The 11,442-nt window shown below is 71.2% G+C and carries 11 protein-coding genes and 1 pseudogene; 5 read left to right on the top strand and 7 right to left on the bottom strand.

Features of this window, described 5'->3' with window-relative positions:
* Positions 1 to 93: 93 nt before the first annotated feature.
* From ABD330_RS28175 to ABD330_RS28165, 3 genes are all read right to left on the bottom strand, one after another.
* Positions 94 to 1,041 (bottom strand): DUF2637 domain-containing protein, encoded by a 948-nt coding sequence (locus tag ABD330_RS28175; RefSeq protein ID WP_344468827.1) that lies wholly within the window; start codon positions 1,039 to 1,041, stop codon positions 94 to 96.
* A gap of 134 nt (positions 1,042 to 1,175) precedes the next feature.
* A complete protein-coding gene (locus ABD330_RS28170; protein ID WP_425555665.1) occupies positions 1,176 to 1,889 on the bottom strand; it encodes an ATP-binding protein in 714 nt (237 codons plus the stop codon).
* Complete coding sequence (locus tag ABD330_RS28165; protein WP_344468826.1) at positions 1,889 to 2,935, bottom strand: hypothetical protein; 1,047 nt, start codon at positions 2,933 to 2,935, stop codon at positions 1,889 to 1,891. The genes ABD330_RS28170 and ABD330_RS28165 overlap by 1 nt, the downstream gene beginning before the upstream one ends.
* A 419-nt stretch (positions 2,936 to 3,354) precedes the next feature.
* On the opposite strand from ABD330_RS28165, the gene ABD330_RS28160 reads away from it, so the two are divergent.
* Both ABD330_RS28160 and ABD330_RS28155 read left to right on the top strand, forming a co-directional pair.
* Positions 3,355 to 3,849: a helix-turn-helix transcriptional regulator gene (locus tag ABD330_RS28160; protein ID WP_344468825.1), complete on the top strand. Its 495-nt coding sequence runs from the start codon at positions 3,355 to 3,357 to the stop codon at positions 3,847 to 3,849.
* 594 nt (positions 3,850 to 4,443) lie between these two features.
* Positions 4,444 to 5,259: a recombination directionality factor gene (locus ABD330_RS28155; protein ID WP_344468824.1), complete on the top strand. Its 816-nt coding sequence runs from the start codon at positions 4,444 to 4,446 to the stop codon at positions 5,257 to 5,259.
* Between the two features lie 67 nt (positions 5,260 to 5,326).
* Here the strand turns inward: ABD330_RS28155 and ABD330_RS28150 are convergent, their stop codons facing one another.
* A complete protein-coding gene (locus ABD330_RS28150; protein WP_344468823.1) occupies positions 5,327 to 7,075 on the bottom strand; it encodes a recombinase family protein in 1,749 nt (582 codons plus the stop codon).
* A 35-nt stretch (positions 7,076 to 7,110) separates the two neighbouring features.
* Here ABD330_RS28150 and ABD330_RS28145 point away from each other — a divergent pair.
* Positions 7,111 to 7,845, top strand: a pseudogene (locus tag ABD330_RS28145) (pirin family protein); the annotation flags it as partial.
* A gap of 15 nt (positions 7,846 to 7,860) precedes the next feature.
* On the opposite strand, the gene ABD330_RS28140 reads toward ABD330_RS28145, so the two are convergent.
* The 3 genes from ABD330_RS28140 to ABD330_RS28130 all read right to left on the bottom strand — a co-directional run bounded on the left by ABD330_RS28140 (position 7,861) and on the right by ABD330_RS28130 (position 10,444).
* On the bottom strand, positions 7,861 to 9,054 hold the full coding sequence (locus tag ABD330_RS28140; protein WP_344468822.1) for a caspase, EACC1-associated type: 1,194 nt from the start codon (positions 9,052 to 9,054) through the stop codon (positions 7,861 to 7,863).
* Positions 9,051 to 9,407: an effector-associated constant component EACC1 gene (locus ABD330_RS28135; RefSeq protein ID WP_344468821.1), complete on the bottom strand. Its 357-nt coding sequence runs from the start codon at positions 9,405 to 9,407 to the stop codon at positions 9,051 to 9,053. The genes ABD330_RS28140 and ABD330_RS28135 overlap by 4 nt, the downstream gene beginning before the upstream one ends.
* Positions 9,408 to 9,511: 104 nt before the next feature.
* Positions 9,512 to 10,444, bottom strand: a complete 933-nt coding sequence (locus ABD330_RS28130; protein WP_344468820.1) for a hypothetical protein — start codon at positions 10,442 to 10,444, stop codon at positions 9,512 to 9,514.
* A 398-nt stretch (positions 10,445 to 10,842) separates the two neighbouring features.
* Here ABD330_RS28130 and ABD330_RS28125 point away from each other — a divergent pair, with 398 nt between their 5' ends.
* Both ABD330_RS28125 and ABD330_RS28120 read left to right on the top strand, forming a co-directional pair.
* Entirely contained in the window at positions 10,843 to 11,202 is a 360-nt protein-coding gene (locus tag ABD330_RS28125; protein ID WP_344468819.1) for a PadR family transcriptional regulator, read from the top strand.
* The gene (locus ABD330_RS28120; RefSeq protein ID WP_344468818.1) at positions 11,199 to 11,399 is read left to right on the top strand and encodes a hypothetical protein; all 201 of its coding nucleotides are present in this window, start codon (positions 11,199 to 11,201) and stop codon (positions 11,397 to 11,399) included. Before ABD330_RS28125 ends, ABD330_RS28120 begins: the two co-directional genes overlap by 4 nt.
* The last annotated feature ends 43 nt before the right edge of the window (positions 11,400 to 11,442 follow it).

Genomic DNA, 11,442 nt, shown 5'->3' with positions numbered 1-11,442 from the left:
GGCGGCGCTGGCCTTCTGCCGAGTGCGGCGGGGGTCGGCAGAAGTCGGTGTCCGGCTGACCGACCGGGCTGGTCAGCCGGACACCGGGGCTGGTCAGTCGGCCTCGGGGCGCGGAGGGTTCTGTTCGTCGGCGTGCTCCTCGCGGAGCTTTCGCATCAGCTCGGTGAGGCGGGTGCTGCCGAGCGGAAGGCCGGCGTCGCGCACGGCCTGTTCGACGATCGCGCGGGTGAGACGGCCCTCAGCGGCGACCGCCGCGCGGCCCACCTCCAGCAGCCGCTCCATCGGCGCACCCGGCGGACGTCCGATCGGCTTGTTCTCCGCCCCACCAGCACTTCCGGAGACTTCGGCCTGGGGGTCCGGTTCATTGACCGGTTGGTCGTCGACCTCCGCCGGTTCGGGATCGGGCAGCGCGTCGCGCCACTCTGCGGGCAGAAGTCCGGCGGCGGACATGAGCGTCAGGAGCGCGTTCTCGTCACTGCGGTCCTCCACCCGCTCCAGCCGGAACTCCGGCTCGGGGTCGGCGGTCACCGGGTCGGCAGAAGTTTCGGTGCGTGGAACGGTGTTCTGCTCGGCGGAAGCGGTCGCCGTGTCGTGGCCGTGGCGGGCGATGAGGATGTAGAGGTGGACGGCGCCGCCGAGGGCGAGCGGGGCGAGGGTGGACAGGACGCCGACGACGGTGTCGGTGAGCTTCAGCCCGCTGCTGGTGGTGGGCAGTTGGTTGAGGCGGACGGCGTGCAGGGCGTTGGCCCAGACGCTGGTGGCGGTCGCTCCGGCGAAGAGCGTCCAGGCGTAGGCGCGGGCGGGCCATCGGGCCTCGCGCAGGACGAGCAGGGCTCGGACGCCGTAGGCGATGAAGCCGTCGATGATGATCGGGAACAGGTAGGTGAGCGGGCCGCGGACGTGGGTCGCGCCGGCCATCTGCCGCAGGGCGTCGTAGGACAGGACGAAGCCGAGGACGCCGAGCAGGGCGACGGCGAGGCGGTCCCAGGCGGTGGCCCGGACGGTCGGCGTGTGGGCAGGGGGTATCGCGATGGTGGTCAAGGGTGGTGCTCCAGGGGTGGCCTCGCCGCAGGCGGGCGTGGCGAAGCGGCGAGGCGGTGGTGGGGTGAAGTTCGGGGAGGCCGGCGCACCGGGCACCGGCGCACCGGCCGGGGCGTACCGGGCACCGGCACCGGTCAGGCGGCGCGTAGCCTGCGGCGGTCGGTGCCGGTGAGGATCGCGCGCTCGCACATCTCGGCGAGGCGGGAGGCGGTGCGGTCGCCGAGGGCGTTCTTGATATCGCCGGGCGCCAGGTTGGTGGTGAAGATCGTCGGGAGCAGGTGCTCGTAGCGGTGGTCGACCAGCCGCAGGGTGAGCTCCTCGGTCCACTCGGACGCCTTGGCGGCGCCGAGGTCGTCGAGGACCAGCAGCGGGCTCGCCATCAGATCGCGCATCTCCCGCTCGGTGTCCGCGCCCTGGCGGGGCCGCTGGGAGGCGTACAGCTCCGTGGCGGTGAGCTTGGTCCAGCGCAGACGCACACCGGCCTTCAGCAGGCTGCGGATCGCTCCGTACGCCTGGTGGGTCTTGCCCGAGCCGGTGGGTCCGGCGATCAGGAGCGAGGGCCCCTGGGCGATGCCCAGGGTGCTGCCGGGGCCGGGTCGGCAGGCCAGGGTGACCTGCTGGACCCAGGTCGTGACCTCCGGGTGGTCGGCTTCGGCGAGGCGGTAGCGCGGGGGGATGCGGCGGTCGGCGAGCTCCAGCGCGGTGGAGGGCTGGTCGGTGTCGGGCAGCGGCCGGTCGGGGTCGATGCCCTTTGCGGCCAGCATCCGCTCCAGGCGCAGGACGGCGCCGGAGGCCGGCTGCGGGTCGCGACGCTCGTCCGTGCGGCGGGGGTTGGGCAGGCTGGTCATCACAGGTCCCCCTCGTAGTAGTCGCGGGCGTCGGCCGGGTTGGCGAAGGGCCGGTACGGCGCGCGGGCAGCGCTCTGCCCGGCGCGGGAGGGCGCGGCGGGCTGGGCGTTGATCGCCTCGTGGACCATGCTCGGCAGCACGCTCGGGCTCATCGGCTTCGCCGCGTACAGCCGCAGCCCGGCGCGGATGTCGTCGTCGCTGGTGCCGCCGTCGAGCAGGTCCTTGATGACCTTGCCGAGGTGCCCCCGCACGTTGGCCGGTACCGGCTTCGGGCAGCCGGCGACGTACTCGGCCAGCAGGTCGCCCGCGTTCACCGACGGCTTGCCGGTGGGCGCGGCGACCAAGACCGGGCCGTCCCGGTCAGGCGCTGCCGACGAGGGTGCCGGGGTGGGCGCGGCGCCGCCGCCCCCTTCAGGGGTAGATCCATGGTCCAAGGTCCATGGTCCAGGCACGACGTTCTCCGGAGCCCTCCGGAGAGACTCCGGAGAAGCCGCCTGACCTGCGCTTTCGCTCGGAGCTGCCGCATTGGGCACCGGCAGGGCTACTGCGGGGACGGGCTCGGCGCCGGCCGAGCAGGGCCGTTGGGCGGGGACGGTCTCCGCGAGGGTCGCGAGCGGTTCCGGAAGGCTCCGGAAGTTCTCCGGAGCCGGACGCACGCAGCCCCGGCCCTTGGCCTTGCACTTGCCGCACCAGCCTGCGGGCTCGTGGACGGAGCAGGAGGGCAGGCGCGAGGGGGTGGGGTGGGAGATCTTCTGGTGCTCGTGCCACTTGGTGACGTGCAGGTACTGGCGGCCGTCGCAGCCGGTGTAGCGGCAGATCAGGCCGGTCTCGGCGAGCTGGCGAAGCTCGTCCTCGGTGTCGAGCGCGGTGTGCTCGGGCCGCAGCGACCACAGCGCGCCGTTGAGGACGGCCGCGTTGTCGCGCTGGCGCCCCTCGTCGTCGGCCTGGGTGAGCAGGCAGACGAACGTGCGCTCGGCGGTCAGGGAGACCGAGGCGAGGTCTTCCGAGACGGGGTACTCGGGCTTGATGGTGCGGATGCGCGCCATGGCCTCACCACCCCGCCTTCAGGGAGGAGGTCTGCGAGGCAGGTGCGCCGCACAGGGGCGACGCCGTACGCTGGAGCACGTTGGTCCTTCCTCGGTGCGCGCATGGGCTGCAACCCTGCACCGTGGTCGATCGTCGTGGATGGGCGGTTTTGGGACCTTTCGGGCCCTCGGTGTTGATAGCACCGGGGGCCTTCGGTCTTTCGGGGCGAGCGCAGCATCGCACCGCGATGCGGTTTGGCTTGACATGCGCTTCACCGTGCATCACTATGGCATCCTGGCGGCCGTTATGCAAGTCGCCTCAGGATCGGATGCGAGGTGAATTGATGCCGGGGACGGACGAGCCCACGGACGGCACGACTGGCGGGCCGGATGAGGAGTTGCCGGGAAGCGAGCCTGCAGGCCCGGAGGCCCCAGCTGGCATGAGCGAGGAGAACGCGGCCGAGCGCGTCCGAATGGAGCGCGAGCGCCGCGGCTGGAGCACCGGCGAGCTGGCCAAGCGCATGACTGAGGCCGGCTACCCGATCAACCAGTCCTCGGTCTGGCGCATCGAGAGCGGCGAGCCGCGCCGACGGATCAACCTCAACGAGGCGATCGGCTTCGCCAAGGTCTTCGACCTGCCCCTGGAGGACCTCCTCGGCCCGCCGACCTCTCCCGAAGAGAAGATCATGCAGGAACTCGCCGACCACGTGGTCCAGGGCTACCGACTGGCCGCGCAGGGCGCCGAGTTCACGACCAAGGCTTTGGCGGCCGCCGAGAAGTACTGCCAGGACTTCCCCCACAACCGCAAACGACTGCGCGGGAAGATCGCGATCGGCCTCTCCTTCGAGTACCGCAGATACGCGCCCACGCCCCTGGTGCAGGAGTTCCTGCGGGGCGGCAAGATGCCGTCCGAGCCGGTCCACACCGACGAGTAGCCCGGCCGGCTCCGTCGCCCAGGCCGCTGTCGACCGTTCGCCAGGACCGCACGAGAGCGTTTTCGGAAAACGGCCGGGCCGCTCCTACCGTGCTCACGAGCCCGACCAGCCATTTGGCGCGGCCGGGATCCAGAGCTAACGTCACACCCCACGCGGCCGCCAACCGCGCAACGCCCATCCACGACGTCAACCACGGTGCAGGGTTGCAGCCCGCCAGCCACCGAGGAGGGATCCGCATGCCGCCTCAGCAACACGCAGCCGCAGCCCTCGGCTCCTGCCAGGCCACCACTGCGCGGCTCGTCACGGTCACCACCGCGACCACCCCCAGCGCCTCCCCCAGACCCATCTGACGGGTCTGTCCCCAGCTGCCCATCCGCGCCCCGCAGGTCACCTGCGCTGAACGCCGACGCAGCTTCTCCGCCGTGCCGCCGCGACAGCCCGCGCCCAGCCCGGCTCCCGCTGTCTCGACGCTGACGTCCGATCGCCGCCTTCTCGCTCCCAGTCGGGAGCCGCCCCCTCCCCCAACCGCCCATCCACGATGTCGCCATGCGGTGGCCCGGGTTGCAGCCCGCCGGCCACCGCAAGAGGAGCCACATGCCCCAGCTGTCCCTCAGCGCCGCCCAGCCGGACGCCCGCTCTGCGGCCACCTATCTGAAGGCCCTTCAGTTCCCAGCGGCGGCGACTCGGCCAGCACTGGCCACTACCAGCTTCCCCCGCTCCAGCCGCGTGATCGACGGCTCGCTCGCAGCGCTGCGTGAACGGGAGTCCGACGGTGACCCCTCGGTGGACCTGACGGTCTGCGCGCCCAACGACACGGTCGTGGGCCGCTTCCACACCGGCCGCCGAATCGACAACCGCCCTGAGTCGCTGCCCAACTGGCGGGTCTCCACCACCACTCCGGAGACTGCTGCGGCGATCTCTCAACTCCTCGGCGGCGCAACGGCCGACGACTGGGCCCAGGGAGTAGTGACCGGTTCGCCTGCGGTTCGTGTTGTCCTCGACGGCGCGGACTCCGTCACGACAGAGCTGCGGCTGTGGGGGCCGCAGGGACTCGTCCACCACTGTGACGGCGTGCTATTCCTCTCCCCGGCAGAGGTCCAGGGGGCTCCGTGTGGCTGCCCCGAGTCCTCCGAGGAACGGGCGGCGCTGGCGAAGAAGCTGCGGGCTCCGCAGCCCGCGACCACCGTGGTCTTCCGACTGGCGGGGCGCTACGACCTCGGACGGTTCGAGTTCAGTTCGCCCTCTCGAATCCTCGCCGACGCAGCGGTCACGGCCCGCACCCAGCTCGCCGGTATCGCCGGAGAAGCGCTCTGTGAACTGGCACTTGAGCTTGTCACGGTCAGTGTGGGCGGTGGCGTCGAGGTCTCGTACCGCAAGCCGACGCTGACGGTCCTCGGCCCCTGGAGCTAGAGACACATGTCGCAGAAGCGGCCCCGGACATCCGTTGTCCGGGGCCGCCTTCACATGTCGGCACCCGTCACAGCACGCGCTGTCCCTCGCCGTCGTCCGCCGCTTCCCGGCGCTTGGCGAACTCGATCTCCACCCGCTGGTGCACCGGTGCTCGGCCCCCGCGCTCCTGGGCCTTGGACACCGTGATCCGGTCCACGAACAGCTTGACGAACTTCCTGCGCTCGGCGATGGGGGCGCTGTCCCACCACGAGCCCGGGCCGATGGGGTCGTCCGCCGGGTCCTCGGGCAGCCACTCGGCGATGGGGATCACCGGGGTCGCCGCCTCCTCCAGTACGGCGATCCTCGCCTCGGCCGCCTCCAGGAGGTGCAGGAGCGCGGCCTCTTCCGTGACGAACCTCCGCCGACCGATGTCTCCCCGGAAACCGCCCGCCTTGCGGTCGTCGTAGAGCTCCTCAAGTGCCCGCACCGCATCAGCGCGCTCCGCGACGAGGGTCGCGCGTTCCCGCGAACGCTCCGGGGACTCGGTGGCGACACCGAACCTGCGCGTCGCCTCGGCGAGCACCGCGAGGGCCTCGTGGTCGTGCTCGACCTCCCTCAGCAGCTCGAAGATGCTGCGTGCCACGTGGTCGTCCAGTGCCGCCTGGCTGACCGTGCACTCTCCGGCGTGCTGGCCGGGCAGCCTCTTGCGCCGCCGGCAGCGGTACGAGCGCTTGACCGCCTTGGCGCTGTCGGCGTGGGAGGTCTTCACGGATCCGCACTCGCAGTACAGGACCTCCATCGCGGACAGCAGCGACTCACCCCGCGAGAGCCCCTTCCCGCGGCCTCGTCCGTCAAGCCACTCCTGCAGCTCGTACCACTCCACGGGCGGGATGATCGCCTCGTAGATCTGGAGCGGGAGCATCGTCTCGGGGTCGCGGAGGATACGGTAACTCTCCACCGTGCTCGTGGGTTTGCCGTTCTCGCCGACCTTGTAGACGGGTACGGCTGCGAACCCGGCTATCCGGGGGTCCCTGAGGATGCGCTTGACGGTCTTGGTGTCCCACGCGCTGTTCTTCGTCTTCTTGCCGTAGGTCGCGCCGCGCGTGGGCACGATGACCTCGTTGTTCATGCTGTTGACGATCCCGCCCAGCGAACCGGGGTGGCGGCGCCGCTTGGGGTCGTACACCTGGTCCTTGTGCTTCTTGATCGTCGCCCAGATGTCGCGGATGACCCCCGGCTCGTTCTTCGTGTGTACGAGGGTCTGGATGACGATCGGCCGACCGTCCGCCGTGAGCCTGGTCTCGGCCTTCAACTCGAAGCCGTACGGCGCCTTGCCTCCGATGTACCCGCCCAGTTCGAGCGCCGTGGCCTTGGCGCCCCGGACGGCCACGCTCTTGTTCTTGCTCTCGTTGTGGGCCTGGTCCAGCCGCATGAACATGTGGATCAGGTCCACCAGGTTGCCCTTGCGGAACTCTCCCTCGGTGACGCTGACGATGGTCACGCCGAGGTTCAGCAGCTCGACGACGACCGGGATCGCGTCCAGCGGGTCGAGGCGCGAGAGGCGGCTGACGTAGTAGACGACCAGCAGGTTGATCCGGCCCGCCCGGCAGTCCTGCAACAGCTTCTCGAACTTCGGCCGCTCGACCCCGGTGAACGCCGAGATGCCGAGGTCCTCGTAGTACGTGACCGACTTGGCGCCACGACGCTTGGCCTCCGCCGTACCCAGTTCGCGCTGGGTCGTGGTGGAGGCTTCGCTGGCGTTCTCACGCGCGTCGGACTGGCGTGCGTAGACAGCCGCATGGACGTCCATGCCGGTGATCGCTGGTGGTGCGGACATGAAAACGGATGGTACTACTCCCCTAACTGACATAACCCAAGGGGACCCCTTGGCACCCGCACCGCGGCTTCGAGACGGTCACCTACATCATCGACGGGACCTTCATCCACCAGGACTCCCACGGCGGCGGCGGCGTCATCACCGACGGCGACACCCAGTGGATGACGGCCGGCTCCGGCCTGCTGCACATCGAGACTCCGCCGGAGTCGCTGGTCACGTCCGGCGGCCTGTTCCACGGGCTCCAGCTGTGGGTGAACCTGCCCGCCGCCGACAAGATGATCGCGCCGAAGTACCAGGACATCCGGGGCACGAACGTGAAGCTGCTCGCCTCCTCGGACGGCGGCGCGCTGGTGCGGCTCATCGCCGGTGACATCGCGGGCCACCAGGGCCCCGGCGCCACCCACACGCCCATCACGATGACCCACGTGTCCGTCAACCCCGGCGCCGAGGTCACCCTGCCCTGGCGGGCCGACTTCAACGGCCTCGCGTACGGCCTGGCCGGCAGCGGCACGGCGGGCGCGGAGCGGCGCCCCTTCCACATGGGACAGTCCGTCGTCTTCGGCGACGGCGACTCCCTCACCATCCGGGCGGACGAGGCGCAGGACTCGCGAAGCGCCAACTTCGAGGTCGTCCTCCTCGGCGGCCGGCCGATCCGGGAGCCGGTCGCCCACTACGGCCCGTTCGTGATGAACAGCCACCGCGAACTCCAGCAGGCCATGGAGGACTTCCAGGCCGGCCGGCTCGGCACCATCCCGGCCGACGCCCGCTGAGCCGACAGGTGTTCGTCAGATGTTGAGGTAGCGCTCAAGCCGGACGGGTGTCGGCCGACCCGCCAGGTAGACATCCGCCCGGAGGTTGAACTCCCCCCAGCCGAGCACCGTCAGGCCGAATTCGGTCGCCCGGTCGGTGACCGTGCGGTCCGGCTCGGGGAAGGACGGGTGCAGGTGGTAGACGACCCTGGTGACCCGGTCGAGGTCGGCTGCCCTGAAGCTCGCGAGACAGACGTGAATGCGGAAGTACGGCCGGCCGTCCGTCGAGCGCGAGCCGTCCGCCCGCGCGGTGTGGACCAGGTGAAGGGACGTCGGTGGTGCGGCCTCGGCCGGCGCCGCAGGGCGGATGCGGCCGGGATGCCGGTTCCGGACCAGGCCCAGCAGATCGGCGGTCTCGGTGCCGCACTGCTGCGGCACCGGCAGTCCCTCGGCCTGGAGCTGGACCTGAAGATGCCGGTAGATGTCGCCGAGGCTGAGCAACTCCCCGGCCTGCGCGCTGCCGGTGCGCAGCAGCCGTAGCAGGCGCTCGGTGAAGGCGGTGTGCTGCTCCCCGGGGAGGGCCAGCGCGGTCCGGTTCCCCGGCGCGGCGGTCAAGGTGTACGTCCCGGCCACCTGGAGCTGGCCGAGGATCGCGCTGTCGCCCTCGGTCAGGGTCTCGCCGATCGCCCGCCCGCTGAAGCAGCTGTCCAGGATCACCGCGCGCACCGCCGCCCGGCTGTCCAGGAAGACGTCACGCACCGCCGCGAACGGCAGGGCGGTGAACTGCGGCCGGTCGGGCCGGGTGGCGGACAGGCTCAAGTACAGCTCGCGGCGCCGCGGTTCGAGCAGCCCGTGCCCGCTGTAGTAGAAGAGCAGCAGGTCCTCGGCCTCCGCGGCGGCCCGGGCGAGCAGGTCACCGGTCTCGGCGACACTGACGGTGTCCGGGGCGGACCAGCAGGTGCCGGGGTCGAAGCCGCCCAACTGCGGGTCGGTGAGCACCTGGTGCAGGCCGGCGACGTTGTTGGCGACCACCGGGATGTCCGCAAGCCGCGGATCGTCGTAGGCGGGAGTGCCGACCAGCACGACCCGGGACCGCCGGTGGTCGACCGCCCGGGCCTGCGCCCCGCCCGGCGAGACGTGGCGCGGGGTGACCTGGTGGGCGTACCGGGCCTCACGCCGAGACGCCTCACGCTGGACGGTCTCGGTCTCACGGGGCGGCTGGGCGCTCATCCCAGATGCCGCAGGGTCTCGCGGAGCAACGCCTCGACGTCGTTGACGCGCTTGGCGTCCACGGTCACGGTGCGCTCCTGCGCGCGCACCACGATCCGGACATCCGACTTGCGCGGCTGCGACAGATAGGCCCGCAGCGACGCGGCCAGCACCGTCAACGCCCCTCCGCTGCCCACGGCGACGACCAGGGCATCGGCCAGGGCCCCCAACTCACCCGGCCCGGGCTCGGGATCGGCGAAGGCGACCAGCCCCCGAAGCTCGGGCTCGTGCCGCAACCAGTCCGCGAGATCCGCAAGTTCGTCGATGGCATCGACGGAATCGTCACCTGTCACCAACAGCCGTAAGCCGCTCATGCTCTCCCCCTCACCTGACTGCGCTCAGTATGCCCGCCGCACCAACGGGGAGCGCAACGGCCGCGCAAACTGCTCTCGCCGAGTCGGCGCAAGGGGTAATCCGGCTACCGGACGGCGGCCAGGCCGCCGGGGCTCAGGGTGGCTCTGGCGGCGCGGAGGGCCACCCGGGCGCGGGCGGCACCGGTCGGGGTCGCCGCCGCGCCGCCGCCGACCGCGACCGTCCGCGTGGCGAGGCCCGCGCAGGCCCGGCAGATGCCCGGGTGCGGTACCGGGTCGTGGCACTCGGCGCACTCCGCGTACCGGGGTGCGGCGGCGGGCGGCGCGGGGGCGTGAGCGGGCGGCAGCTTGCGCTTCAGGCGGTTGCGGAGCACGCCGACCGGGGAGTGCACGGTGCCGGGCAGGCCGGGCAGCAGCGCCCGGGCGAGGTCGGCCGGGGTGCTGCCGCGCTCCAGCCACTGGGCGACCAGGGGCGCCAGTTCCAGCGCCTCGGCCTCGCCCAGGCGTAGGCGGGGCTCGGGCCGGAGCACCCGGAGCAGGGTCAGCACCGCCGTCCGGGCCCGCTCGTCCGGCAGCGCCGGAGGCTCCCGGCCGATGTCGTGGTCCCCTTCCCGTCCGCCCGGCCCGGCGTCGGCCGACGGCTCGGCGGGGAGGGAGGGTTCTTTCCCCGGGTCCTTTACAACAGGGGCGTCAGCGGTGCGGGCTCCTCCCCCACCGGGGACCGGGCGGGGAACACCCGGCTGTTCCGGCTGCGGGGTGTCGAAGACGTGGGACTCGCTGCGGATCGTCCCGTCGGGCATCCGGACCTTCACGACCCGGTAGTACCCGGCCTCGGTCAGCTCCTTGAGCGCCCGGCGGATCGCCCCGCGCCCCTGCGGGCTGGAGTCGGCCATCGTCCGGCCGTCCTCGCGCCAGCCGTCGGGGCGCGAGAGGAGGTCGGTCAGCAGGCCGCGGGCAGTGTAGGTCAGCCGCCGCTGCTGCAGGAGGACGTTGGGCAGTACCGTGAAACTGCGCGCCTGGGCGCTACGATGAACACGCATCGGGAGGTCTTGCTCCTGTTGCCGGGCCCCGGGGTGTTGGTAGCACCGCCGGGGTCAACCATGGATCGGTGGTTCACGGAACGTAGCACACGCACCGTCCGCGAACCGACACGATCAGTGAGCGAGCACGATCGCTGTCCTGTTCCGGCAGATCTTGAGTGCATGCCGTCGGATTTTGACGAACGCGAGCCGGTGCCATCGGAGTTCGAGCACCGGCCGGCCGTCTGCACCCGCTGCGCCCCAGCCGCACGGGCGGACCTCCAGGCCCATCATTCGGGTGGGCGGCGTACCGGCGCAGGGCCCCTCCTTCTCATCCCGTTCATCGCCAGATGCGGAGTCTTCGCCACCTCAATAGCTAAACCATCGACATATCTAAACCATTGATCTATGGTCACGCTATGGCAGACCGTCAACTGCAGGAACCGACACGGCTCGTGCTCACCGCACTGGCCGACGCGCCCCGGCACGGGTACGCGATCGTCCAGGAGGTCCTGGTGATCACCGATGGCCGGACGAAGATGCTCACCGGCACCCTCTACACCGCGCTGGACCGCCTGCTCCAGCAGGGGCTCGTCCGGATCGACCACGAGGAGGTCGTGGCCGGACGGCTGCGCCGCAGCTTCGCGCTGACCGAGCAGGGCCGGCAGACGCTGACCGAGGAGACGCAGCGGCTGCGCGCCGGCCTGGCCGAGGCCGAGCGCCGGCTCGCCCTCGGCGGCCTCCAGCCGAAGTTCCAGACGATCAGGGGGACGGCATGACCGACTCGCACCTCTCGGCTCCCGCGCTGCTGCAACGGCTTCCCCTGAAGGGCCTCTACCCGGCCAAGTACCGTGCCGCGCACGGCGAGGAGATCACCGCCGTCTTCGCCGAGGCCGTCCGGCACGTCGACGGCCGCACCGCTCGGCGGATTCTTGGGGTCCTCGCAACACCTGATGATCTATGTGGTCGTCAGTAGATCACGCAGGCGCTCGGCTGGAGTTCTCCAGCCGAGCGTTTTG

This window comes from Kitasatospora kazusensis (assembly GCF_039529945.1).
In the GTDB taxonomy this organism is placed as follows: Bacteria; Actinomycetota; Actinomycetes; order Streptomycetales; family Streptomycetaceae; genus Kitasatospora; species Kitasatospora kazusensis.
This window is presented reverse-complemented; position numbering and strand designations above follow the sequence as displayed.

What these genes read in the sequence shown, in the direction of transcription:
- ABD330_RS28155 (WP_344468824.1), top strand. Translation starts at nt 4,444, where the DNA reads ATGCCCCAGCTGTCCCTCAGCGCCGCCCAGCCGGACGCCCGCTCTGCG.
- ABD330_RS28150 (WP_344468823.1), bottom strand. Translation starts at nt 7,075, where the DNA reads ATGTCCGCACCACCAGCGATCACCGGCATGGACGTCCATGCGGCTGTC.
- ABD330_RS28120 (WP_344468818.1), top strand. Translation starts at nt 11,199, where the DNA reads ATGACCGACTCGCACCTCTCGGCTCCCGCGCTGCTGCAACGGCTTCCC.
- ABD330_RS28125 (WP_344468819.1), top strand. Translation starts at nt 10,843, where the DNA reads ATGGCAGACCGTCAACTGCAGGAACCGACACGGCTCGTGCTCACCGCA.
- ABD330_RS28135 (WP_344468821.1), bottom strand. Translation starts at nt 9,407, where the DNA reads ATGAGCGGCTTACGGCTGTTGGTGACAGGTGACGATTCCGTCGATGCC.
- ABD330_RS28170 (WP_425555665.1), bottom strand. Translation starts at nt 1,889, where the DNA reads ATGACCAGCCTGCCCAACCCCCGCCGCACGGACGAGCGTCGCGACCCG.
- ABD330_RS28130 (WP_344468820.1), bottom strand. Translation starts at nt 10,444, where the DNA reads ATGCGTGTTCATCGTAGCGCCCAGGCGCGCAGTTTCACGGTACTGCCC.
- ABD330_RS28160 (WP_344468825.1), top strand. Translation starts at nt 3,355, where the DNA reads ATGAGCGAGGAGAACGCGGCCGAGCGCGTCCGAATGGAGCGCGAGCGC.
- ABD330_RS28140 (WP_344468822.1), bottom strand. Translation starts at nt 9,054, where the DNA reads ATGAGCGCCCAGCCGCCCCGTGAGACCGAGACCGTCCAGCGTGAGGCG.
- ABD330_RS28165 (WP_344468826.1), bottom strand. Translation starts at nt 2,935, where the DNA reads ATGGCGCGCATCCGCACCATCAAGCCCGAGTACCCCGTCTCGGAAGAC.